The sequence below is a fragment of the Streptomyces sp. NPDC048255 genome (genome assembly GCF_040652415.1).
GTDB lineage: Bacteria > Actinomycetota > Actinomycetes > Streptomycetales > Streptomycetaceae > Streptomyces.
This window is the reverse complement of sequence record NZ_JBEZMA010000003.1, coordinates 45,125-69,840: the sequence shown is the minus strand read 5'-3', so window position 1 is coordinate 69,840 and position 24,716 is coordinate 45,125. Positions and strand designations below refer to the sequence as shown.

General features: G+C 72.7%; 18 protein-coding genes. 15 read left to right on the top strand and 3 right to left on the bottom strand.

Annotated features, from left to right (window positions below):
• Positions 1–117 precede the first annotated feature (117 nt).
• The 8 genes from AB0D94_RS04240 (at position 118) to galE (ending at position 11,929) form a co-directional block, all read left to right on the top strand.
• Positions 118–1,497, top strand: a complete 1,380-nt coding sequence (locus AB0D94_RS04240; RefSeq protein ID WP_362045184.1) for a hypothetical protein — start codon at positions 118–120, stop codon at positions 1,495–1,497.
• Between the two features lie 126 nt (positions 1,498–1,623).
• Positions 1,624–2,403 (top strand): TIGR03936 family radical SAM-associated protein, encoded by a 780-nt coding sequence (locus AB0D94_RS04235; protein WP_362045181.1) that lies wholly within the window; start codon positions 1,624–1,626, stop codon positions 2,401–2,403.
• 237 nt (positions 2,404–2,640) lie between these two features.
• Complete coding sequence (locus tag AB0D94_RS04230) at positions 2,641–6,669, top strand: Rne/Rng family ribonuclease (protein WP_362045178.1); 4,029 nt, start codon at positions 2,641–2,643, stop codon at positions 6,667–6,669.
• 300 nt (positions 6,670–6,969) lie between these two features.
• Positions 6,970–7,290 (top strand): 50S ribosomal protein L21, encoded by a 321-nt coding sequence (rplU, locus tag AB0D94_RS04225; protein ID WP_030384677.1) that lies wholly within the window; start codon positions 6,970–6,972, stop codon positions 7,288–7,290.
• Positions 7,291–7,303: 13 nt separating this feature from the next.
• The gene (rpmA, locus tag AB0D94_RS04220; protein WP_069920265.1) at positions 7,304–7,558 is read left to right on the top strand and encodes a 50S ribosomal protein L27; all 255 of its coding nucleotides are present in this window, start codon (positions 7,304–7,306) and stop codon (positions 7,556–7,558) included.
• Between the two features lie 177 nt (positions 7,559–7,735).
• Positions 7,736–9,181, top strand: coding sequence for a GTPase ObgE (gene obgE, locus AB0D94_RS04215; RefSeq protein WP_362045174.1), 1,446 nt, complete (start codon positions 7,736–7,738; stop codon positions 9,179–9,181).
• Positions 9,182–9,232: 51 nt separating this feature from the next.
• The gene (locus AB0D94_RS04210; protein WP_362045171.1) at positions 9,233–10,846 is read left to right on the top strand and encodes a glycosyltransferase family 2 protein; all 1,614 of its coding nucleotides are present in this window, start codon (positions 9,233–9,235) and stop codon (positions 10,844–10,846) included.
• A gap of 69 nt (positions 10,847–10,915) precedes the next feature.
• On the top strand, positions 10,916–11,929 hold the full coding sequence (galE, locus tag AB0D94_RS04205) for a UDP-glucose 4-epimerase GalE (RefSeq protein ID WP_362045168.1): 1,014 nt from the start codon (positions 10,916–10,918) through the stop codon (positions 11,927–11,929).
• A 98-nt stretch (positions 11,930–12,027) separates the two neighbouring features.
• On the opposite strand, the gene AB0D94_RS04200 is transcribed toward galE, so the two are convergent.
• Both AB0D94_RS04200 and AB0D94_RS04195 read right to left on the bottom strand, forming a co-directional pair.
• Positions 12,028–13,200 (bottom strand): glycosyltransferase, encoded by a 1,173-nt coding sequence (locus AB0D94_RS04200; RefSeq protein WP_362045165.1) that lies wholly within the window; start codon positions 13,198–13,200, stop codon positions 12,028–12,030.
• Entirely contained in the window at positions 13,197–16,082 is a 2,886-nt protein-coding gene (locus AB0D94_RS04195; protein WP_362045162.1) for a bifunctional glycosyltransferase family 2 protein/CDP-glycerol:glycerophosphate glycerophosphotransferase, read from the bottom strand. Before AB0D94_RS04195 ends, AB0D94_RS04200 begins: the two co-directional genes overlap by 4 nt.
• A 188-nt stretch (positions 16,083–16,270) precedes the next feature.
• On the opposite strand from AB0D94_RS04195, the gene AB0D94_RS04190 reads away from it, so the two are divergent.
• From AB0D94_RS04190 to AB0D94_RS04160, 7 genes are all read left to right on the top strand, one after another.
• Complete coding sequence (locus tag AB0D94_RS04190) at positions 16,271–17,320, top strand: glycosyltransferase family 2 protein (RefSeq protein WP_362045159.1); 1,050 nt, start codon at positions 16,271–16,273, stop codon at positions 17,318–17,320.
• Positions 17,317–17,748 (top strand): GtrA family protein, encoded by a 432-nt coding sequence (locus AB0D94_RS04185; protein WP_362045156.1) that lies wholly within the window; start codon positions 17,317–17,319, stop codon positions 17,746–17,748. Before AB0D94_RS04190 ends, AB0D94_RS04185 begins: the two co-directional genes overlap by 4 nt.
• A gap of 76 nt (positions 17,749–17,824) precedes the next feature.
• Positions 17,825–18,952, top strand: a complete 1,128-nt coding sequence (gene proB / locus AB0D94_RS04180) for a glutamate 5-kinase (protein WP_362045153.1) — start codon at positions 17,825–17,827, stop codon at positions 18,950–18,952.
• 86 nt (positions 18,953–19,038) lie between these two features.
• Positions 19,039–19,467 carry a hypothetical protein gene (locus AB0D94_RS04175; RefSeq protein ID WP_362045150.1) on the top strand — a complete coding sequence of 143 codons (429 nt, stop codon included), beginning with the start codon at positions 19,039–19,041 and terminating at the stop codon, positions 19,465–19,467.
• 926 nt (positions 19,468–20,393) lie between these two features.
• Positions 20,394–21,677: a glutamate-5-semialdehyde dehydrogenase gene (locus AB0D94_RS04170; protein WP_362045147.1), complete on the top strand. Its 1,284-nt coding sequence runs from the start codon at positions 20,394–20,396 to the stop codon at positions 21,675–21,677.
• 77 nt (positions 21,678–21,754) lie between these two features.
• Positions 21,755–22,315, top strand: a complete 561-nt coding sequence (locus AB0D94_RS04165) for a hypothetical protein (RefSeq protein WP_362045144.1) — start codon at positions 21,755–21,757, stop codon at positions 22,313–22,315.
• Positions 22,316–22,383: 68 nt separating this feature from the next.
• Positions 22,384–23,610 carry a hypothetical protein gene (locus tag AB0D94_RS04160; RefSeq protein WP_362045141.1) on the top strand — a complete coding sequence of 409 codons (1,227 nt, stop codon included), beginning with the start codon at positions 22,384–22,386 and terminating at the stop codon, positions 23,608–23,610.
• Here the strand turns inward: AB0D94_RS04160 and AB0D94_RS04155 are convergent.
• The gene (locus AB0D94_RS04155) at positions 23,594–24,688 is read right to left on the bottom strand and encodes a M48 family metallopeptidase (protein ID WP_362045774.1); all 1,095 of its coding nucleotides are present in this window, start codon (positions 24,686–24,688) and stop codon (positions 23,594–23,596) included. The genes AB0D94_RS04160 and AB0D94_RS04155 overlap by 17 nt on opposite strands.
• Between the last annotated feature and the right edge of the window lie 28 nt (positions 24,689–24,716).

The window sequence follows — 24,716 nt, the reverse complement described above, 5'->3', positions numbered from 1 at the left end:
GGCTGAGCCGAGCCCTCGAAGCGCCCCCCGCCGGGAACGGTGGGGGGCGTCTTGCGTCGGACGGCCGATCGCTCTCCCGGTCTTCCGTGCAACGGCGGGGGCCTATCGTGCGTCGTCATGGGCATGGATCTGGAGAAGCGCGGACAGCACGAGCCCGAGCCCCCGCCCGGTGGGCAGGGGTGTGTGTTCGCGATGGTGCGGATTCCGGTGCGGATCCTGGCCGTGCTCATCGTGCTGCCCGTGCGGGTGGTCTGGGACCTGCTCGTCCTCGGGGCGCGCACCGTGCACCGGCGCGCCCTGCGTCCGGCCGGGGGCGCGGTGGCCTGGGTCTGGGGCCGGCTGTACGCGTACGTGCTGACCCCGGTCGGGCACGCACTCGGGTGGCTGGCGCGCGGGACCGGGCTGGTCCTGAAGTGGGCGGCGCTGGCCGTCTTCTACTGGCCCTGGGCCGGGCTGTGGCGGTACGTGCTCGCACCCGCCGGGGCCGCCCTGTGGAGCTGGGTCCTGGTTCCGCTCGGGCAGGGGCTCGCCCTGCTGGGCCGGGGAGCCGCCGTCGCGCTGCAATGGCTGGCCAAGGCGCTGTTCGTGTGGCCGTGGGTGGCGCTGTGGCGCCACCTGGTCGTCCCCGGCGGCGCCGCGCTGTACCGCTACCTGCTGAGGCCGGTGGGCAAGGGGCTCGAATGGGTGGTCCTGGCCGTGTACCGGTACCTGCTCAAGCCGTCCGGCGCCGCCGTCGTCCGGACGGTCGCCGCCGTGTACCGCTACCTGCTCGTGCCGCCGGTCCGGGGCATCGCCTGGCTGGTCCGCGGGCTGTACCGGTACGTGCTCACCCCGGCCGGGCACGCCCTGGTGTGGTTCCTGCCGCGCGCCTTCGCCGCCGTGTTCGTATGGCCGTGGGTGGCGCTGTACCGGTACGTCCTCACCCCCGGCGGGCACGGCATCGTCTGGCTGGCCCGGGGCGCCGGGGCCGTACTCGGATGGCTGGGCAAGGCGCTGTTCGTCTGGCCCTGGGCCGCGCTGTGGCGGTACGCCGTCGTTCCGGCCGCGACCGGCACCTACCGCTACCTGCTGACCCCGCTCGGGCACGGCATCGCCTGGCTCGCCCGGGGCCTGTACCGGTACGTCCTCACGCCCCTCGGGCACTTCGCCGCCGCCACCTGGCGGCTCGCCGGGCGCGTCAGCCGCGCCCTGGGGCGTGGCCTCGTCCGGCTCTGGCGCGGCTGCGTCGCCCGCCCCGCGGCCTGGGTCTACCGCCAGGTGGCCACGCCCGCCGGACATCTGGCCCGCGAGGTGTGGCGTACCTCGCGCACCGTGGCGCGCGAGGTCTGGCACACCGCCCGCGCTGCGGTGCGGGATGCGCGGGCCGGGGTGCGGCAGGCGCTGTTCGGTACTCCTCCCCGGGAACCGGCGAGGTCACAGGCGCGTACTCTGGGTAGTACGACAGCCGTAGGCCAACCGCCCGCCCCCGAGATCTCCCTGCGCAAACAGCAGGTGTGAGCCGGGGGCAGGGCGTGGCCGGCCGGCCCCACAGACCTCAGGGCGACGCGCGAGCCGCGGAGCCCCGCACAAGGAGAAGAACCACTGGGCAAGCGACAGCCCGAAGGCCCGCCTCCCGCACCGGTGGTGCAGCGCATCCGACTGCGCTACACCAAGCGCGGCCGCCTCCGGTTCACCAGCCACCGTGACTTCCAGCGCGCCTTCGAGCGGGCCCTGCGCCGCGCCGAGGTGCCGATGGCGTACTCCGCCGGCTTCACCCCGCACCCCCGCGTCTCGTACGCGAACGCCGCTCCGACCGGGACGGGCAGCGAGGCCGAGTACCTGGAGATCGCCCTCGCCGAGTCCCGTGACCCCGAGAAGCTCCGCGAGCTGCTCGACGAGTCCATGCCGGCCGGCCTCGACATCATCGACGCCGTCGAGGCCCGTACCTCGGGCCTCGCCGACCGGCTGACCGCCTCCGTCTGGGAGCTGCGCCTGGAGGGCGTGGACCCCGCGGACGCCGAGCGCGCCGTGACCGGCTTCCTCGCCGCCGAGACCGTGGAAGTGCAGCGCCGCACCAAGAACGGCATGCGCACCTTCGACACCCGCGGCGCTGTGGTTAGCCTCGAGGCGCTTCCGGCCCCTGCTGATAGGCCGCTGGACAATGCCTGTGCGATACTGCGGCTGGTTGTTCGGCATCTGACACCTGCCGTGCGACCCGACGACGTCCTGTCCGGTCTCCGAGCTGTGGCCGACCTGGCGCCGCCGGTCCCCGCAGCGGTGACCAGGCTGGCGCAGGGGCTCTTCGACGAGGAGTCCGGCACGGTGACCGACCCGCTCGCGCCCGACCGCGAGGCTGACACGGCCGCCCCACCCACGGCCGCCGTAGCCGCCGACGCGAAGGCGCCGGAAGGTCCCGCCGCGTAAGGATCGTCGTCGTCGCGCAGCCCTGGGACTCGGGAGCCACCTGGGTCGGGCCCGCGCATTGACCTGAAGACTTCCGCCAGGCCGTACGGACAACACGTACGGAACCGGCGGCCATGGACTACGAGCTCCCGTGTGGCGAACGCGCCCCGGAGGCCGGTTCCGCGCTCATCGCGCGGAGCCGTGCCGGACCGGATGTCAGCCGCGGCGCCCGGGAGCGTGACGGGAGAACCGCCCGCAATGCTCAACAACGAAAACGACCCCACCACCACCGGTAACGCCGACAGCGGCAGCCCGAGCGACAACCTGCCCCCGCGCCGGCGCCGCCGCGCCGCTTCCCGGCCCGCCGGTCCCCCCGGCGGCACCGCCGCCGAGGCCAGCCCCGTCGCAGCCGCGCCCGAGGCCGCTCCGGCCGCTGCCCCCGCGGAGGAGGCCGCCCCGGCCGCCGCCCCCGCCCGTACCCGCCGCCGCGCGACCCGCGCTGTGGCTGCTCCCGAGGCTCCGGCTGCCGCCGAGGCCGTCGTGGTCGAGGCTCCGGCCGCCGTCGCCGAGGAGCCCGCTGCTCCCGCTCCGCGTGGCCGCCGCCGTGCCACCCGTGCCGTGGCCGCCCCCGAGGCGCCCGTGGCCGAGGCTCCGGCCGCGCCCGTGGCCGAGGAGGAGGCTCCGGCCGCCGCTCCGGCCCCGCGTGCCCGTCGCCGTGCGACCCGCGCCGTGGCTGCTCCCGAGGCTCCGGCTGCCGCCGAGGCCGTCGTGGTCGAGGCCCCGGCCGCCGTCGCCGAGGAGCCCGCTGCTCCCGCCCCGCGTGCCCGTCGCCGTGCCACCCGCGCCGTGACCGCTCCGGCCGCCGAGACCCCTGCCGCCGAGGTCGCCGAGGCGCCCGTGGCCGAGGCTCCGGCCGCGCCCGTGGCCGAGGAGGCGGCTCCGGCCGCTCCGGCCCCGCGTGCCCGCCGCCGTGCCACCCGCGCCGTGACCGCCCCGGCCGCCGAGGCCGCCGCCGCCGAGACCCCCGCCGCGGCGGAGGAGGCCCCCAAGGCCGCCGCCGCACCGGCCCGCGCCGTGACCGTCGCCGACGCCGTGGACTCCCCGAAGCGCGGCGGCCGCCGCCGCGCCACCCGCTCCGGCGCCCCGGCCGCAGCCGCGCAGCCCGCCGCAGAGGCCGAGGCGCCCGCCGCCCCGGCCCGGGCCCGCCGCGCCGCGCGTCCCGCCGTGGCCGTCTTCCAGGCCCCGGTCTTCGCCGAGCCGATGTTCCAGACCCCCGAGACCGCCGCCATGGCCGCCGCTGCCGCCCGCGCGGCCGCTCCGGCCGACGAGGTCGAGGAGGAGGAGACGGAGCTGGAGGCCGAGGCCGTCCAGACCCCCGCCCCGCAGCCGGCCGGCCGTCGCCGCCGCCGCGGCCGTGGTGCCGAGGCCGCGCCGGCCGCCGAGACCGCGCCGGTCTCGCTGCCCGAGGTGCTCGCCGAGGAGGAGCCGGAGGCCGAGGCCGCCGAGTTCGAAGAGGGCGCCGAGTTCGAAGAGGGCGACGAGTCGGGCGAGCGCCCGTCCCGCCGCCGCCGTCGCGGTGGCCGTCGTCGCCGCCGTGGCGAGTCCGCCGACCTCGACGAGGCCGCCGACGAGGAGACCGAGGCCCCGGCCGCCGAGCAGGAGGCCGAGGAGGCCGAGGACGAGGACGACGAGGACGCGGGCGCGCTGGGCTCCAGCTCCAGCCGTCGCCGCCGCCGTCGCCGCCGTCGCAGCGGTGACTCCGCCGCCGAGTCCGCCGAGGCGGGCGAGGAGGACGGCGTACGCACCGTCGTCAAGGTCCGCGAGCCGCGTCCGGCCCGCGAGCGCGTCGAGTCCACCTCCTCCGACGAGGTGCAGTCCATCAAGGGCTCGACCCGTCTGGAGGCCAAGAAGCAGCGCCGCCGCGAGGGCCGCGAGCAGGGCCGCCGCCGCGTCCCGATCATCACGGAGGCCGAGTTCCTGGCCCGCCGTGAGGCCGTCGAGCGCGTCATGGTCGTCCGCCAGGCCGGCGAGCGCACCCAGATCGGCGTCCTCGAGGACAACGTGCTCGTCGAGCACTACGTCAACAAGGAAGAGGCCACCTCGTACGTCGGCAACGTCTACCTGGGCAAGGTCCAGAACGTGCTGCCGTCCATGGAGGCCGCCTTCATCGACATCGGCAAGGGCCGCAACGCGGTCCTGTACGCCGGTGAGGTCAACTTCGAGGCGCTCGGCATGGCCAACGGGCCGCGCCGCATCGAGTCCGCCCTCAAGTCCGGCCAGTCGGTCCTCGTGCAGGTCACCAAGGACCCGATCGGCCACAAGGGCGCCCGCCTGACCAGCCAGGTCTCGCTGCCCGGCCGCTACCTGGTCTACGTGCCCGAGGGCTCGATGACCGGCATCAGCCGCAAGCTGCCCGACACCGAGCGCGCGCGTCTGAAGACCATCCTCAAGAAGATCGTCCCCGAGGACGCGGGCGTCATCGTGCGCACCGCCGCCGAGGGCGCGAGCGAGGACGAGCTGCGCCGCGACGTCGAGCGTCTGCAGGCCCAGTGGGAGGACATCCAGAAGAAGTCCAAGCAGATCTCGACCTCTTCCCCGAGCCTGCTGTACGGCGAGCCGGACATGACCGTCCGCGTCGTGCGCGACATCTTCAACGAGGACTTCTCGAAGGTCATCGTCAGCGGTGACGGCGCGTGGGAGACCATCCACGGCTACGTGAACCACGTGGCCCCGGACCTGTCCGACCGGCTGTCCCGCTGGACCTCCGAGGTGGACGTCTTCGCGACGTACCGGATCGACGAGCAGCTCGCCAAGGCGCTCGACCGCAAGGTGTGGCTGCCCTCGGGCGGCTCGCTTGTGATCGACAAGACCGAGGCGATGATCGTCATCGACGTCAACACCGGCAAGTTCACCGGTCAGGGCGGCAACCTCGAGGAGACCGTCACCAGGAACAACCTGGAGGCGGCCGAGGAGATCGTGCGCCAGCTGCGGCTGCGCGACCTCGGTGGCATCGTCGTGATCGACTTCATCGACATGGTCCTGGAGTCCAACCGCGACCTGGTCCTGCGGCGGATGCTGGAGTGCCTGGGCCGTGACCGTACGAAGCACCAGGTCGCCGAGGTGACCTCGCTGGGCCTGGTCCAGATGACCCGCAAGCGGGTGGGCCAGGGTCTGCTGGAGTCCTTCTCCGAGACCTGTGTCCACTGCAACGGCCGCGGTGTGATCGTGCACATGGAGACGCCGACCGTGGTCGGTGGCGGCGGCAACGGCAAGCGCTCGAAGCGCCGTGGCGGCAAGGCCGAGTTCGACCAGCACGACCACGAGGCCGAGACGGTCGAGGTGGAGTTCGAGACCGAGACCGAGGCCGAGGTGGCCGCCGAGGCCGCCGTGCCGCGGCAGCTGCCCGAGCCGGAGTTCGTCCCGGACGAGGAGCTGTACAGCAGCCCCGCCGAGGCGGAGGCCGCGGCGGGCCTGAGCGGTCGCCGCAACCGCCGCCGCGCCACCCGCAAGGCGACCGCTCCGGCGGGCGCCCCGCGCGGTGCGGCAGCCCAGGCCCAGGCCGCGGCCCCGGCTCCGGCCCCCGTGGTCGAGGTCGAGGCCGAGCCGGTGACCGTGCCCGCGGACACCGTCCTGGAACCGGTCGCCGAGGTCGTCGCCGAGGCGGAGACCGTGGCCGAGGTCGTCGCGGAGCCGGTGGCGGAGGAGGCCCCCAAGGGCCGCACCCGTCGCCGTGCGACCCGTAAGGCCACCGCCCCGGCGGGCGCCCCGGCCCCCGCGGCCGAGGTGGCCCCGGAGCCGGTCGTCGTGCCGGAGCCGGAGCCGGTCGTGGAGCCCGAGCCGGTCGTCGCCGAGCCGGAGCCCGCGCCTGCCGTGGCCGAGGAGGCCCCCGTGGCGGAGGCCGCACCGGCCCGTCCGCGCCGGCGTGCCACCCGTAAGGCCACCGCACCGGCCGGTTCCCCGGCGGGTGCGGCGGAGGCCGCCGTGGTGGTCGTCGAGGCCGTCGTGACCGAGCCGCAGCCGGAGCCGCAGGCCCCGGCCGAGGAGGCTGCCCCGGCCGAGGAGGCCGCCCCGGCCAAGCCGGCCAAGAAGGCCGTCAAGAAGGCCCCGGCCAAGAAGGCGACCGCGGCGAAGAAGGCCACCACCGCCAAGAAGGCGACGGCGGCCAAGAAGACCGTGGCGAAGAAGGCGGCCACGACCAAGAAGACCGTGGCCAAGCGGGCGACGAAGAAGACCGCGGCGGCGGAGCAGCAGACCCCGCCCTCGGTCTCGGCGCCGGCCGAAGCCTGATCCACCGCCTGAAAGCAACACAGCACGGCTGTGGGCCCCGCCGAGAGGCGGGGTCCTGGCCGTGCGGGGCCGGTTTGACCCCCTGGTACCGGCCCCGTAACCTAGACCGTCGGCATGCCTAGACAAATATGTTTAGAGCGAGCCGCGCTCCTGAGCACCTTCCTTCCGCACCGTGCGCGCAAGCGCCGTACGGGAGAGGCCGCTCGTCCAATCCGGATCAGTGCGGTCCTGTCGCAAGACGGGGTCCCGACTGAGCGGCTGGCTTCAGGAGCATCCGTCCCGAGTGAGAGAGAGATCCGCGTGTACGCCATCGTGCGCAGCGGTGGTCGCCAGCACAAGGTTGCTGTCGGCGACATCGTTGAGGTTGACAAGATTTCCACTGCCAAGGTTGGCGACACGGTCGAGCTCTCGACCCTGCTCGTCGTCGACGGCGAAGCCGTGACCAGCGACCCGTGGGTCCTGGCCGGCATCAAGGTCACGGCCGAGATTGTGGACCACCACAAGGGCGCCAAGATCGACATCCTGCGCTACAAGAACAAGACCGGCTACCGCCGTCGCCAGGGTCACCGCCAGCAGTACACGGCGATCAAGGTCACCGGTATCCCCGCGGCTGCGAAGTAAGAGGGACTGAGACATGGCACACAAGAAGGGCGCATCGTCCACTCGGAACGGGCGCGACTCCAATGCCCAGCGGCTCGGCGTGAAGCGCTTCGGCGGTCAGGTCGTTTCCGCTGGTGAGATCCTCGTCCGCCAGCGCGGCACGCACTTCCACCCGGGTGCGGGCGTCGGCCGTGGCGGCGACGACACGCTGTTCGCGCTGCAGGCCGGTGCCGTCGAGTTCGGCACGCACCGTGGCCGCAAGGTCGTCAACATCGTTCCGGCCGCCTGATCCAGCTTCGGCTGATCGAGCGTTCGTAACTTCCCGAGGGCGGATCTCAGCTCTTCCCGGCGCGAGCCGGGAAGAGAGGTCCGCCCTCGGCGCGTTGTCACATAGACACGTTTAATGGGCAGCAAGGCCTGCCACCGGATTTTCCGGACTATTCCCGCTGTATCTGGAGGAACACCCATGACCACCTTCGTGGACCGCGTCGAGCTGCACGTCGCCGCGGGTAACGGGGGCCACGGCTGCGCCTCCGTTCACCGGGAGAAGTTCAAGCCGCTCGGCGGCCCCGACGGCGGTAACGGCGGCCGTGGCGGCGACGTCATCCTGGTGGTGGAGCAGGCGATCACCACCCTGCTGGACTACCACCACAGCCCGCACCGCAAGGCCACCAACGGCAAGCCCGGCGAGGGCGGTAACCGCTCCGGCAAGGACGGCCAGGACCTGGTCCTGCCCGTGCCGGACGGCACCGTCGTCCTCGACAAGGAGGGCAACGTCCTCGCCGACCTCGTCGGCCAGGGCACCACCTACATCGCCGCCGAGGGCGGCCGCGGCGGCCTCGGCAACGCCGCGCTCTCCTCCGCCCGCCGCAAGGCCCCCGGCTTCGCGCTCCTCGGCGTCCCCGGCACCACCGGCGACATCGTCCTGGAGCTCAAGACCGTCGCCGACGTGGCGCTGGTCGGCTTCCCGAGCGCCGGCAAGTCCTCGCTGATCTCGGTGCTCTCCTCCGCCAAGCCGAAGATCGCGGACTACCCCTTCACCACCCTGGTCCCGAACCTGGGCGTGGTCACGGCGGGCTCGACCGTCTACACCATCGCCGACGTCCCGGGCCTGATCCCCGGCGCCAGCCAGGGCCGCGGTCTGGGCCTGGAGTTCCTGCGCCACGTCGAGCGCTGCTCGGTGCTCGTGCACGTGCTGGACACCGCCACCCTGGAGTCCGACCGCGACCCGGTCGCGGACCTCGACGTCATCGAGGAGGAGCTGCGGCTCTACGGCGGCGGCCTGGAGAAGCGGCCGCGCCTCGTCGTCCTGAACAAGGTCGACATCCCGGACGGCCAGGAGCTCGCCGACATGGTCCGCCCGGACCTGGAGGCCCGCGGCTACAAGGTCTTCGAGGTCTCCGCGGTCGCCCGTACGGGCCTCAAGGAGCTCTCGTACTTCCTCGCCGAGGTCATCGCCAAGGCCCGTGCCCGCAAGCCGAAGGAGGAGGCGACCCGCATCGTCATCCGCCCGAAGGCCGTGGACGACGCCGGCTTCACCGTCACCTACGACGAGGTCGAGGACGTCTACAACGTGCGCGGCGAGAAGCCGGAGCGCTGGGTCCGCCAGACCGACTTCAACAACGACGAGGCCGTGGGCTACCTCGCGGACCGGCTGAACCGCCTCGGTGTCGAGGAGGCGCTCAAGAAGGCCGGCGCCCGTGCCGGTGACGGCGTGGCCATCGGCTCCGACGAGAACGCGGTCGTCTTCGACTGGGAGCCGACCGTGATGGCCGGCGCCGAGATGCTGGGCCGCCGCGGCGAGGACCACCGTCTGGACGCCCCGCGTCCGGCCACCACCCGCCGCAAGGACAAGGAAGCCCAGCGCGGGGACTCGGCGCAGAAGGAGTACGACGAGTTCCGTCCGTTCTAGTACCGGACGACCTTGAAGTCTCCTTTACGCAGGTCGCTTAGGATCCTTCGGGTGAGCAGCAAATCCCCCACCGTCTCCGTCGTGGTGATCGCGTACAACGACGCCGGGCTCGTGGGCGAGGCCGTTTCCTCGGCTCTCGCCCAGGGCCCGGTGGTCGCCGAGGTCATCGCGGTGAACGACGCCTCGTCGGACGGCACCGCGCGGGTGCTGGACGAGCTGGCCGCCGCGCACCCCCGCCTGAAGGTCGTGCACCGCACGGAGAACAGCGGCGGGTGCGGCACCCCGCGCAACGACGGGATCGCCGCCGCGAGCGCCCCGTACGTCCTCTTCCTGGACAGCGACGACGTGCTGCCGCCGGGGGCGGCCGACGCGCTGGTGCGGGCCGCCGAGGAGCACGACGCGCCGGTCACCGTCGGCGCGTGCGTACGGCGCGAGCTGCCGCAGGGCCACGACGTGCCCTGGGTGCCCGGTCTCTACACCCCCGGCGACGTGATCGAGCGGCCCGCGGACCGGCCCGAGCTGGTCCGGGACACCCTGTGCGTCAACAAGCTGTACGCGCGCGCCTTCCTGGACGCACATTCCATCCGCTTCCCCGACGGCCGGTTCGTCTACGAGGACTTCGTCTTCACCTCGCGCGTCCTGGCCGCCGCCCCGCGCGTCGCGGTCATCGGTGACCTCGTCTACGTGTGGCACGTGCGCCGCAGCGCCGCCCAGGTGTCGATCTCCCTGGACCGCAAGGACGTCGGGAACTGGCGTTCGCGCATCGAGGCCCACCGCACGGCCTCCCGCACCCTCGCCGCCGCCTCCCCGGAGCTGGGCAGCGCCTGCCAGGTCAAGTTCCTGGACTACGACCTGCGCATGTACCTGCGCGAGATCGGCACCGACCCCGAGTACCAGGCCGCGTGGTGGACGCTCACCCGGGACTACCTGGCCGGCTTCGCCGAGACCGACATCGAGGCCGCGAGCGCCCCGGTCCGCTGGATCGTGCGGCTGCTGCGCGCCACCGACGCGCCCCCCGCCGACCTCCAGCGCCTCACCCGCCTGGCCGCCGAGCCGCCGCGGCTGCTGCCCCCGTACGCCGCCGACGCCGACGGGGTGCCGGTGTGGAGCGAGGCCCTGCCCGTCGAGCTGGAGGGCCTGGCCGGGCTGGAGACGGCCGGGCTGCCCGTGGCCGCCGACGCCGAACCGGCCGGTCCCGGCGTGGTGCGGATCCGGCTGCACGACCTGTACGGGCGCCTCGCGGCGGCCGGTCCGCGCACCGTCCAGCTGCGTTTCCTGCCCCGGGCGGGCGGCGAGCCCGTGCTGGCCCAGCCGGTGGAGCTGCGCCCCGGCGCGGACGGCGGCTGGAGCGCCGAACTGCCCTTCCGCCTCGCGGACCTCGCGGCGAACGGGCGGCGCCAGGGGCTTCGCCGGATGCAGGCGTGGGACGTCAGGCTGGCCGTGGAGTGCGCCGACGGGAGCTCCGTGGTGACCTCGCTGAGCCCCCGCGGGGGGCTGCTTCGCCGCCGCGCCCTGCCGAGCAGCCGGTACGGTGTTCTGCTGTCGCAGCCGTACCGCACGGCCGCCGGCTCGCTGGCCCTGCGGCTGGCGCCCGGCGCCGAGGGTGCGCTGTACCTCGTACGCAACCGTCTTCACCGGGCCCGGGCAGGCCGCAGGCCGGGCTGAGACCGCCATACAGAGAACCCGGACGGGGCCCGCAAGACCCCGTCCGGGGGGACCCTCAGGGAGCTACGCATGACCTTTCTGATCACCGGTGGCGCCGGATACATCGGCGCGCACGTCGTCCGCGCGATGCTGCTCGCAGGGGAGCGGGTCGTCGTCCTCGACGACCTGTCCACGGGCAACGAGGACCGAGTCCCCGAGGGCGTACCGCTGGTGGTCGGCTCGGTCCTGGACCGGCTGATCCTCGACGAGACCATCCGAGAGCACAAGATCACCGGCGTGGTGCACCTCGCGGGCAAGAAGCAGGTCGGCGAGTCCGTCGAGAAGCCGCTCTACTACTACCACGAGAACGTGCAGGGCCTCACGGTCCTGCTGCAGGCCGTGGCCGCCGCGGGCATCCGCAACGTCCTCTTCTCCTCCTCCGCCTCCGTCTACGGCATGCCCGACGTGGACCTGGTCACCGAGGACACCCCGTGCGCGCCGCTGAGCCCGTACGGCGAGACCAAGCTGGCCGGCGAGTGGCTGATCCGCGCCGCCGGCAAGGCGCACGGCATCGCCACTGCTTGCCTGCGCTACTTCAACGTGGCGGGCGCGGCGACCCCCGAGCTTGCCGACACCGGTGTGTTCAACCTGGTCCCGATGGTCTTCGAGCGCTACGACGCGGGCCAGGGCGCCAAGATCTTCGGCAACGACTACCCGACGCCGGACGGCACCTGCATCCGCGACTACATCCACGTCGAGGACCTCGCGGAGGCCCACGTGGCGGCGGCCCGCAAGCTCGCCGAGTGGGCCGCGGCCGGGGACTACAAGGACCTCACCGTCAACATCGGGCGCGGCGAGGGCGTCTCGGTCGCGGAGATGGTCGAGCTCCTGAACACCCACACCGGGCACGACGTCCCGCCGGTGATCGTCCCGCGCCGCGCCGGCGACCCGGCGAAGGTCGTGGCGTCGGCCGACAAGATCACCGCCGAGCTGGGCTGGAAGGCCCGGCACGACGTCCGCGAGATGGTCACCTCCGCGTGGGCCGGCTGGGAAGCCAACAAGGCCGCTCACAAGGACGCGCACAAGGACGTCCACGCGCCCTGACCCTGACCCTCGAGGTGCCTGCGAGAAGGTGCTGCGACGGAGCCGCCCGCCCCGGAACTGTCCGGGGCGGGCGGCTCTCTCTGTTCCTGCGGGCGCGGTCAGCGCTCCAGGAAGGCGAACAGCGCCTCCCAGCGGTCGGTGATCTCGGTGCTGGAGTAACGCTTCACCGAATGGAAGGCGGCGTCCCCGAGCCGGTCGCGCAGCTCACGGTCCGACATCAGCACCCGCAGGTGCCCGGCCAGCTCCATCGTGTTGCCCAGCCGGGCGAGCAGCCCGTCCTCGCCGTGCTCGACGATCTCCCGTACGCCCGGCGCGCAGTCGAAGGCGGCCGCGGGGACGCCCGCCGCCATCGCCTCCAGCAGCGTGATCGGGAAGCCCTCGGCCCGGGAGGCCTGCGCGAAGACCGAGGCCCCGCGCAGTGCGCCCAGTACGTCGTCGGTGCTGCCCATCCACTCCACGGAGTCGTCCAGCCCCAGCGAGGTGCAGTGCGCCCGCAGGGCCGGCTCCTCCACGCCCGCCCCGTAGATCCGCAGGACCCAGTCGGGGTGGTGCGGGGCGGCGTCGGCCCACGCGTCGAGGAGCAGGTCGACGCCCTTCTCGAAGGCGAGGCGGCCGACGCTCACCACGACGTTCTCCGTCCGCGGAGCGGGGGTCCGGGGCATGAAGGGCAGCGGGTTCGGCATGCTCCCGACGTTCTCCATGCCCGCCCGGATCCACAGGTCCGCGTCCTCGGCGGTCAGCACCAGCAGCCGGTCCACCTCCGGGTAGTACCGGCGGACCCGCTCGCCGCGGGTGGACTTCTGGCTGGCCTCGAAGGACTCGTGGCTCATCCCGATGACGCTGAGCCCCTTGGTGTCGGCGAGCGCCACCCACTCCATCGCCCAGACCTGGGTGACGATGACGACACTGCCCGGGCCGGCCGCGCGGAAGAGCTCGCTCAGCTGCTCCGCCTTGGCCCGCATCTTCGCCCGGCGGGCGGCCTGGCGGCGCCGCTCGGGCGCGTTCAGCCGGCCCTTGAGGCCGTGCAGCCGGCGCGCGCTCGGGGGGTGCGCGTCGTACAGGGTGGTCATGGCGTACGGGAGGTCCTGCGGCAGCTTCTGCCGGATCTCCTCGGCCACCGGGGCGATACCGACGATGTGCACCCGGTGCCCGCGGTCGGTGAACAGCCTGGCCATCTGGTGGGACCAGGTGGTCACGCCGCCGAGCTCGTCGACGCTGTTGGAGACGAGGAAGATGTCCCGCCCGCCGGGGGCGGCGGTCTGCTGGCTCACTTGCCGCTCCTGATGAAGAACTTCTCGACGATCCGGCGCGCCGCGTCCCCGCGGTCGTACTCGCCGAACTCGGTGAGGAAACGCTGCCGAGCCTCGGCGTACTTGGCGTCCGCCTCCTCGAAGGCGGCCAGCGCCTGGAGGAGTTCGTCCGCGGTGGCCACGACCGGGCCCGGGGCCTTCTCCTTCAGGTCGAAGTACGTGCCGCGGATGTCGGTGGCGTACTTCTCGTAGTCGTACGCGAAGAACCACATCGGCCGGTCCAGGACCGCGTAGTCGAACATCACCGAGGAGTAGTCCGTGATCAGCCCGTCGGCCAGCGCCAGCAGCGGGGTGATGTCGTGGTGCCGGGACACGTCGACGACCCGGCCGGCCACCGACGGCGGCAGCGAGACGCTGTTGAGGTAGTGGGTCCGCACCAGCAGCGTGAAGCGGTCGCCGAGCCGGTCGGCGAACTCCTCGACGTCGAAGGGGAACTCGAAGCCCTCCACCGCGCCGTCCGCACCCGCCCGGAAGGTGGGCGCGTACAGCAGCACCTTCTTCTCCGGGTCGATGCCGAGCTCCGCCGCGAGCGGGCCGCGGACGCGCTCACCGCTCTGCGCCTCCGCCTGCTGTGCCTCGACCAGGGCGTCGTTGCGCGGGTAGCCGGTGCGCAGCAGGACCTCGTCGCGCAGCCGGAAGGCCTTGGCGAGGGTGCGGGTGTCGTGCTCGGAGCGGATCAGGAAGTGGTCGAAGCGGTCGACGGCCGCCTGGAAGCGGTTCTGGCCCGCGCGGCCCTGCGCCTTGGTGCGGGGTTCGTGGAAGCCCATGCGCTTGAGGGCGGAGCCGTGCCAGGTCTGGATGTACGTCGTCCCCGGGCGCTTGGCGAGCGCCAGCGGGAAGCCCTGGTTGTCGACCCAGAACTCGGCCTGGGCCAGCGCCCGCAGGTACGGCCAGCTCCAGCGCCGCACCAGGGTGGCCTCCTTGGGGAAGCCGGTGGGCTTGCCCGCGTAGGACCAGACCGCCTCGAACGGCACGCCCTGGCGCACCATCTCCTCGTAGATCGCCTTCGGGCTGTCGCTGTACTGCTTGCCCATGTGGCTCTCGAAGACGACCGTGCCCTTCTTGACCGGCAGCTTCGAGAAGACCTCGTGGTAGATCTTCACCTTCTGCTCGCCGGAGCCCATGCTCCGGCGGACCCGCAGGGCCTTGCGCAGGCCCCGCTTGACCACGTTGGCCGCCTTGCCCTGTATGGCGTTGTTGATCAGGCTCTGGGTGCGGACGGCAGCGGCGCTCTCGGCGGTCAGGACGTAGGAGAGGTTCCCCTTCTTGGTGACCTCCGGCTCGAAGCGGTCGGAGACCAGCCGGGTCAGCCGCGGCCGTACGCGCAGGCGGGCCGCCGACTCCAGGTCGACTCCGCCGACCGAGACCCGGGTGGTGATCTTGTCCCTGCCGGCCGTCAGCTTCAGCCGGACGTCCCAGACGGCGTCGATGATGCCGAGCGGGCGCACGGTGCTGCCGATGTCGGCGGTGCCGCTCCACTCGATCGTGTCACCGGCGTGGCGGACGGTTGACACCGGGAAGCTGAAGGAACGCACGCCGATCTGCCGGCGGGCCCGGAATTCGAGCGAGGCCGACAGCTCGGCGTCGGCCGTGATCCGGCCCAGCGGGTTCACGACGGCGCCGGAGAGCGTGACGGTGCCGCGTCCGTCGTCCTCGTAGGAGGTCAGGCGGTTGCCGAGCTGGAGGGAGGGGAGCGGGGTGGTGTGGAAGCCCTGCTCGGTGACGTCCAGTATCCGGCGGGCCTCGGTGGCGGCCGGGTCGCCGGCGTCGTCGATGTGCTGGGCGCACCAGTAGATCCGGCCGTCGCGCTCGGCGAGGGGGGAGGAGAGCCGGCCCTTGTTGGTCATGGCGTCGGCGGCCGGGATCAGGTTCTCCCAGTCCTCCTTGCCGAGCAGGTAGGCGCAGATGGCCTGGAGGTAGGTGACGTTCTCGTAGGCCGCCGGGTCGATACCGGCGAGATAGCCGTTGGCGAGCCGGGCGAACTCCTGGCGGTAGGCGTCACCGAGCAGCGGCAGGTCGCGCAGGTGCAGCACCAGGTCGTGCTTGAGGAACTTGGCGTCCTTCGCGGACTTGATGTCCGTGTGGCCCTTGGCGGCCAGCAGCTCGTCGACGCGCCGGTGGATCTCCATCCGGTGGACGAAGTTCGCGATCTCGTGGCGCCGGTTGCTGATGGACTTCGCCGCGGCCTTCTCGACCACGTTCCAGAAGTAGACGTGGTTCGGGATCAGGGTGATGCGGCGGGCGGCGACGTAGGCCTGCGCGGAGAACAGCAGGTCCTCGTAGTGGATGCCGACCGGGAACTCCAGGCCCTGCTCCAGCAGGAACGCGCGCCGGTAGCACTTGTTCGTGGAGAGGGTGTCGTAGACCAGCAGGTCGGGGTACTCGGTGATCGACTCCAGCGTGCGCGTGCGCGAGTAGATCCAGGGGTACCACTCGGTGGTCTTGCCCCACCGGTTGTCGAGGTGCACGCGGACGCACATGCCCGAGACCAGGTCGGAACCGGTCCGCTCGGCGGCGGCCAGCATGTTCCGGCAGGCATTGCGCTCCAGCACGTCGTCGCTGTCCAGGAACATCACGTACGTGCCGGTCGCCTGCTGGATGCCGTGGTTGCGCGGCGCGCCGCAGCCGCCGCTGTTCTCCGGCAGCTGGAAGGCGCGCACTCTCCCCGGATGCGCGGATTCCAGTTCCTGGGCGACCGCGTACGAGCGGTCCTTGCTGCAGTCGTCGACGATCACGACCTCGACCCCGTGCAGGGTCTGGTCCAAAACCGACTGGACTGCTGTCGACAGACGCTCTGCGTCGTTGTAGACGATGACGACCACGGAGACGTCGGGCACGTGCACCTCGATCCCTTCGTTTCGTTGCGTTTCGTTCAGCTCGTTCCGCTTATCTCGTCAAAGCTACCGTGTGCCGCCCGCGGCTCAGGCAGGCCGACCGACGCCCGAACCTCTCTTCACATACTTCTAAGGAAGAGGTGAGGGACGGGTCCGGTGGCTGACAATCACCCGATCGGACCCAGCAGGAAGTGTTCATGACGAAGCTGTCTGTAGTTGTCCCTTGCTACAACGAAGAGGCTGTCATCGACTGCTTCGACGTGGAGATCCGCAGGGTCCTGGACGCCCTCCCCGTCGAGTACGAGGTCTGCTACATCGACGACGGAAGCCGTGACGGAACTCTCGGCAAACTCCGCAAGATCGCCGCAGATCACGGGGAGCAGACCCGGTACGTCTCCTTCAGCCGCAACTTCGGCAAGGAGGCCGGCATGCTCGCGGGCCTGCGCGAGTCCACCGGCGACGCCGTGGTGATCATGGACGCGGACCTCCAGCACCCGCCGGAGCTCATCGCCACCATGCTCGACTACTACGGGCAGGGCCACGACCAGATCATCGCCCGCCGCACGCGCGAGGGGGACAAGAAGCTCCGCTCCGCGCTCAGCAGCCTCTACTACCGGGGCGTCAACCGCTGGGTCGACGTGGAGCTCACCGACGGGGTCGGTGACTTCCGCCTGCTGTCGCGCCCGGCCGTCGACGCCCTGCTCGCGCTGCCCGAGTACAACCGCTTCTCCAAGGGCCTGTTCTCCTGGATCGGCTTCGACACCGTCCACTTCGACTACCGCAACGCGCAGCGCGAGGCCGGCGAGACGAAGTGGAAGTTCGGCGCGCTGCTGAACTACGGCATGGACGGCCTGATCTCCTTCAACAACCGGCCGCTGCGCATCGGGATCTGGCTCGGCGCGTCGCTGGTCGCCCTGACCGGCCTGTACGCCCTGTGGATCACGGTCATGGCCATGACCAACGGGGTCGACTCTCCCGGTTACGTCACCCTGGTCGCGATGATCGTCGGCCTCGCCGGCGTCCAGCTGGTCATGCTGGGTCTCATCGGCGAGTACATCGGCCGCATCTACTACGAGACCAAGCGCCGTCCGCACTTCCTGGTCAAGGAGTCGCACGGAGCCGACCCGCTCCCGCGAGGCGTCGGGGACGGGCTCGCGCGGGGGAGCGCGGGGCGGAGCCGGGAACCGGGCGGGCAGCCGGGCCAGGGGCCGGGCGGGGACCGGGTCTCGGACCGGACCGCCGGATGAGCCCCAGGGACCAGCTCGGCCAGGTCTTCCGCTTCGCCCTGGTGGGCGGGGTGAACACCGCCACCTTCTTCGGCATCTACCTGCTCCTGCACCCGTGGATGCCGTACTTCGCCGCCTACTCCCTCGCCTTCGTCCTGGCCATGGTCGGCTCGTTCTTCATGAACACCTACTTCACCTACCGGACGCGGCCGACTTGGAAGAAGTTCTTCCTCTTCCCGCTGACGAACGTCACCAACTACGTCATCCAGTCCGCCGGCCTCTACGCCCTGGTCACCTGGGCCGGGATGGACACCCGCATCGCCCCGCTCGTCGCGGCGGTCGTGGCCATCCCGTTCACCTTCCTGCTCTCGCGCAGGATCCTCGTCCCCGGCGCCGCCCGGGCCCAGGAGGCGCGGCAGGCGGAGACGGGACCGTCGTCCAGGGTCTGAAACCCCCGAGCAGCCCCTCGCACCCACCCCGTAGATTGAGACGGCAGGCATTTCGGCAAGGGGCAAGGGGACAGACGTGTCAGCGGCTAGGCAAGGTGTCGTGAACGCCCGCAGGATCGTGGTCAAGGTCGGATCCTCCTCCCTGACCACAGCGGCCGGCGGACTCGACGCCGACCGGGTGGACGCACTGGTCGACGTCCTGGCCAAGGCCCGCAGCGGCGGGGAGAAGGAGATCGTCCTCGTCTCCAGCGGAGCCATCGCCGCCGGACTCTCCCCGCTCGGCCTGCGCCGCCGCCCCAAGGACCTGGCCCGGCAGCAGGCCGCCGCCAGCGTCGGCCAGGGACTGCTCGTCGCCCGCTACACCGCCTCCTTCGCCCGGTACGGAGTCCGCGTCGGCCAGGTCCTGCTCACCACCGACGACACCAGCCGGCGCGCCCACTACCGCAACGCCTACCGGACCCTGGACCAGCTGCTGGCCATGGGGGCCCTGCCCGTCGTCAACGAGAACGACACCGTCGCCACGGACGAGATCCGCTTCGGCGACAACGACCGGCTCGCGGCCCTGGTCGCCCACCTCGTCCGCGCGGACCTCCTCGTACTCCTCTCGGACGTGGACGGCCTCTACGACGGCGACCCCGCGCAGCCCGGCACCACCCGCATCGACGAGGTCCACGGACCCGAGGACATCGCGCACGTCTCCATCGGCAGTGCCGGCAAGGCGGGCGTGGGCACCGGCGGCATGGTCACCAAGGTCGAGGCGGCGCGGATCGCGGCCGCGGCCGGCATCCCGGTGGTGCTGACCTCGGCCAGCCAGGCCGCGGACGCCCTGGCCGGCCGCGCCACGGGCACCCACTTCCACGCCACGGGCCGCCGCTCGGCCGACCGGCTGCTCTGGCTCCAGCACGCCTCCACCCCGCAGGGCCACCTCGTACTCGACGACGGCGCGGTGCGCGCGGTCACGGAACGCGGCAGCTCCCTACTCCCGGCGGGCATCGCCGCGGTCGAGGGCGAGTTCACGGCGGGGGACCCGGTGGAGCTGCGCGACACCTCCGGCCGGGCGGTCGCCCGGGGCCTGGTCAACTTCGACGCCAAGGAGCTCCCGCAGCTCCTCGGCCGTTCCACTCGCGAGCTCGCGCGGGAACTCGGACCCGCGTACGAGCGCGAGGTCGTCCACCGTGACGATCTGGTCCTGCTGCAGGGCTGAGGTTCGGCAAAACCACCGCGCGGTCGGCCGGGGACTGGTCAACTGTGAGGGGCGGACACACGCGTGGCGGAGACAGGAGGCGGCTGGTGAGACGAGCGCTGACCAGCGTCGGTCCGGGGGACGGTGACGGCGGCGACCACAGGAACGGGCACGGGGGCGGCCACGAACCGGACGCCTCCCGCCTCTGGCACGTGACCCTCAGCGTGTCCGGCAGGCCGGCACCGCTGTCCGAGGTCCGGCGCGGCCTCGAACAACTGGCTCACGACCACCCCTTCCTGCTGACGAGCCGGTACGCCGACGACCACGCGGAGATCCGCTACTGGGAGGAGGCCCGGGACCTCCACGACGCGGCGGCCGTGGCCCTGCGCCTGTGGGGCGAGCACCGCTCCTCGGCGCAGCTCCCGCCCTGGGAGATCGTCGGCCTGGAGGTCATCGACCGCGCCACCTACCACCAACGCGTGGCCGAAGGCTACGGCCCACCCCCGGCCCACCCGGTGGGCGTGCACCCTTACTAGACGCAGCCCTCGCACCGCTCGGCCCTGGCGGGCCCTGCCCTTTTGACGCGGCGCTCGCGCCGCTCGGCGGTGGCGGGCCCTGCCTTTTTGACGCGCCGGCCGCGCCGCTCGGCGGTGGCGGGCCCTGCCTTTTTGACGCGCCGGCCGCGCCGCTCGGCTGTGGCGGGCCCTGCCTTTTTCACGCGCCGCTCGCGCCGCTCGGCCCTGGCGGGCCTCCCGGGCTGCGCGCCGCTGCGCCGGACTCCGTCCGGCGTCCGCTGGGCGGGACCCTCGCCTTCTTGAGGCCGCCCCCGTCCGGCGACGGCTGGCGGAGGCTTCGGCCCACCGGGCGCCGGCCCCGCCTTGGTGTGCACCGGCCCGGCCGGGGCACATCCCAGTCCCGGGCGCCAGCGAGCCTTGCCGGGCACAACACCGGCTCTGCCGGGCACTCCCCAGCCCCGCCGGGGCCCCACCCGGCCCTGCTGAGCAACAACCCCAGCCCTGGGCGCCGCAGAGCGCTGGCGGGTATCAGCCCCGGGCACCATCCAGCCCCGCCGGCGTTTGAGGCGCGGGGTCTGGGGCGGAGCCCCAGGTTTTGGAGCCGCACCGGCGACTGAGGCGCGGGGTCCGGGCTGAGCCCAGGGTTTTGGAGCCGCGCCGGCGACTGAGGCGCGGGGTCCGGGCTGAGCCCAGGGTTTTGGAGCCGCGCCGGCGACTGAGGCGCGGGGTCCGGGCCGAGCCCAGGATTTTGGAGCCGCGCCGGCGATTGAGGCGCGGGCCCGGGCAGCGCCGGGAAGCCCCGCGCAGCGGTACCGGCCCGAGCCACCGCAGCCGCACAGGCCAAGCCGCCAGGACCCCACGCGCAGCGCGACCGCCGGCCCGCCGCCAGGCGTCTCGCGGGGTGGAAACCCCGTCGGCCGAGCCGGCCCGGGCACTACCCTGGCGGCATGACCTCGCTCGATGCCGCCACCGCCACCTCGCCCGTCCTCGCCACCGCGCGAGCCGCCCGCACCGCCGCCGCGGACATCGCCCCACTCCCGCGGTCCGCCAAGGACACGGCCCTGCTGGCGATCGCGGACGCGCTGGAGGCCCGTACGGCCGAGATCATCGCGGCCAACGCCGTCGACACCGACAAGGCCCGCGCCGCCGGCACCAGCGAGACCGTCATCGACCGCCTCACCCTCACCCCGGAGCGGATCGCGGCCATCGCCTCCGACGTACGGGACGTCGCCGCCCTCCCCGACCCGGTCGGGGAGGTCGTCCGCGGCAGCACCCTCCCCAACGGCATCGACCTCCGCCAGATCCGCGTCCCCCTCGGCGTCGTCGGCATCATCTACGAGGCCCGCCCCAACGTCACCGTCGACGCCGCCGCCCTCTGCCTCAAGTCCGGCAACGCCGTCCTCCTGCGCGGCAGCTCCTCCGCCTACGCCTCCAACACCGCCCTCGTCGCCATCCTGCGCGACGCCGTCGAGAGCGCCGGCCTGCCCGCCGACGCCGTCCAGCTCGTCCCCGGCGAGTCCCGCGACTCCGTCCGCGAGCTGATGCGCGCCCGCGGCCTCGTCGACGTGCTCATCCCGCGCGGCGGTGCCTCGCTCATCAAGACCGTGGTCGAGGAGTCCACCGTCCCGGTCATCGAGACCGGTACCGGCAACTGCCACGTCTACGTCGACGCCCAGGCCGACCTGGACATGGCCGTGGACATCCTCATCAACTCCAAGGCCCAGCGGCCCTCCGTCTGCAACGCCGCCGAGACCCTCCTCGTCCACCGCGACATCGCCGCCGCCTTCCTGCCCCGCGCCCTCGACGCCCTCGCCGCTGCCGGGGTCACCGTGCACGGCGACCCCGCGGTCCTGGCCGCAGCCGAAGGCTCCAAGGTCACCGCGCTGCCCGCCACCGACGAGGACTGGGCCGCCGAGTACCTCTCCTACGACATCGCCGCCGCGGTGGTCGGCTCGCTCGACGAGGCGGTCGCCCACATCCGCCGCTGGACCTCCGGCCACACCGAGGCGATCGTCACCACCTCGCAGGCCGCCGCGCGCCGCTTCACCCAGCTGGTCGACTCGACCACCGTGGCCGTGAACGCGTCCACCCGGTTCACGGACGGTGGTCAGTTCGGCTTCGGCGCCGAGATCGGGATCTCCACGCAAAAGCTGCACGCCCGGGGCCCCATGGGCCTTCCCGAGCTCACCTCCACCAAGTACATCGTCACCGGCGACGGTCACATCCGGTAACCGCCACCTGGACACGGCGTGGCCGGAATCCGGCGCACACCCTGCCCAAAGCCGCCCCCCGGGTCTACGCTGCTCCTGTGCCGGACGACGTGGGGGGCAATCCGTTCCCGGACGACGGGGAGCCCGACGACGACCGCGGAGGCGCGGATCAGGACTTCGCCTCCGTGGTGTTCGACGAGGCCTTCGTCCGGAACGCCCAGATCCATGAACTGAGCGCCGCCGAGCGCCAGCGAGCCGCCGACCGGGCCCGTGCGGACGAAGCGGCCCGCGCCGCCGTGGCCGGCGGCTGGACGGGCGACGAGGACTACGACGCCTACGGCTACGGCCACCCCGACGGATACGGCCCCGACGACCACGGCTGGGAGTACGAGCGCGGCTACGGCCGGGGCTACCCCGACGGCCCGTACGGGGCCTACGGCGGCAGCCTGCGCCCCTACCGCGGCCGCTCGCCCTGGCTGCGCCCCGTCGCCTGGGTACTGGCCTTCGTGATGGGCCTCGGCATGGTCGCGCTCGCCTTCAGCGCCGTCTACCGCAGCGCTTCGAGCGAGGCGGACCCCGCCCCGGCGCCCGCCAGCACCCCCCTGAGGGAAGTCACCGGCGTGGGCGCGTTTACGTACCCCGTCGGCCGCCAACCCTGAAGATACGACCCCGCTCGCCCACAATGGAGCTGGGGGCTTCTCTGAAGCGGGGACAGCGGGGAGAAGCGATGGCAGCGCCCGGAGATCCACCCAACGGCACCCCCGAGAACACCGGCGGAGGCGACGACGAGTTCCGGTCGGACGAGTACCGGTCGGTGGTGTTCGACGAGGACTTCGTCCGCGCTGCCCGGCTCCAGGAGTTCTCCGCCCAGGAACGCATGGGCGAACACGCCCGCGCCGTCCGCAGCCGCTCCATCTGGTCCAGCGGCGGCCCCGTACACCGCACCGGCACCCCCGGCCGGGGCGCCCGGCAGGGCATGCTGCTCGTGCTGCTCATCGCCACGGCCTTCGCCGCCGCCGTCTACATGGGGCTGCGCAATCCGTACGTACCCCCGGCCGACGGCCATGTCGAGCCGCTCGTCAGCACCGTGGTCCCGCTCGCGCCCACGGAGGCCGTCCCCGGCGGCCGTCCCGCCGAGCTGTACGCGAGCAGCCCCGCCGCCGAGTACCGCGTCGGGGCGGCCGGGATCACCCTGCCGGCCGTACGCCGCACCCAGCACTTCACCGACGGCCAGGTCGGTGCCGCGCTGTCCGTCGCCAAGGACTACCTGGTGCAGTCCTCGCTGGACCCGGACGTCCTGGCCGGCAGCGCCTCCCGGCCCGTACGGGTCCTGCTCGACCCCGGCCAGCTGACGCAGTTCGACCGGAGCATCGCCTCGCCCTCCGGTGACGGCAGGCACGCGGCCACGGGCTGGCTGGTCCGCTTCGACCCGCGCACCGCCGTCATGGCCGACGCCAAGGTCCGGGTGCACGGCACCCTCGCCTTCGAGGAGGTGACCCCGGACGTCCTGGAGGTGATCACCGACCACACCTTCGTGTACGCCGTACGTCCGGCCACCGGAGCCCCGGCCGCGGACGACGGCGCCTCGCTCTTCACCGTCCGGCGCGAGCTGCGGCTGCGCTTCGACCGTGACGACCTCACCGCCCGGCGCGCGGAGCTGGCATCGGCCTATGTGATGGCCGGACCGCAGGACTGCTCCGCCGACCCGGCCGCGGGCTTCCGCCCGCTCCTGGCCGGAGCCGGCCCGACCACGGTGGGCCCGGCCGCGAGCGACCCGTACGCCGGCGGCAACCCGCGCCGCTCGGCCGGGCTGTGCGGAGTCATGGCACAGCCCGGTACCCAGCAGCCCGGCACCCAGTCTTCCGCCCCGCAGCCGGGCCGGGAGGCCCCGGCGGCCGGCCCCGCCCCGCAGCCGGGGCAGGAGGCCTCGGCGGCCGTCAGCCCTGCTCCGTAGCCCCGCCCTTGCCCTCGGCGGTCGGGCCCGCGGCCGTACCCGTACCGGCGCCCGACCCGGCGCCGGTGAACTTGTCGCGGAGCCTGCCGCCCAGGTCGCCCGCGCCCCCGGCGATGTCGCCCACCAGCTTCATCAGCGGGTCCTTGCTGGTGCGCACCGAGTCGGCGTAGTGCGCCGCGGACTGGCGGAAGGAGTCGGTCACCGAGGTGTCCTTGTCCTCGTCCCGCCGGGGGTAGTGGCCGTCCATGATCCGCTGGAAGTCGCGGTGCTCCGACCACTTCTTCAGCTCGGCGGCCCGCACCGTGGTGAAGGGGTGCGTCCGCGGCAGCATGTTCATGATCTTCAGGACGGAGTCGCGCAGGTCGCCGCTCGACTCGTACTCATCGGCCTGGGCCAGGAAGGCGTCCACATTCATCTCGTGGATGTGGTTGCCGCCCGCGAGCTTCATCAGGCCCCGCATCGAGGCCTGGAGGTCCTGGCCCACCAGCAGCCCGGCCCGGTCCGCCGAGAGCTCCGACTTGCGGAACCACTCCCGCAGCGCCGTCACGATCGCCATGATCGCCACATTGCCCAGCGGGATCCACGCCACCTTCAGCGCGAGGTTCGTCAGGAAGAGCAGGATCGTCCGGTACACGGCGTGCCCCGACAGGGCGTGGCCCACCTCGTGGCCCACCACCGCCCGCATCTCCTCCTCGTCGAGCAGTTCGACCAGGCTCGTCGTCACCACGATGATCGGCTCGTCCAGCCCGATGCACATGGCATTCGGCTTCGGGTCCTGCTGCACGTACATCTGCGGGACCTTCTCCAGGTCCAGGATGTAACAGGCGTCGCGGAGCATCGCGTAGAGGTGGGGGAACTGCGTCTCGCCCACGCGCACCGAGTCCGACAGGAACAGCAGCCGCAGGCTGCGCTCCGGAAGCAGCCCGCTCAGGGCCTTGAACACGGTGTCGAACCCGCTCAGCTTGCGCAGCGCCACCAGCGCCGAACGGTCCGCCGGATGCTCGTACGCCCGCGAGGAAATACCGGGGAACCTCCTGCGGTCCCGCGCCGGTGCCTTCTCGAAGCCCGTCTCCGTCATAGCGCCCTCCCCCTCGATGGAACTGCTT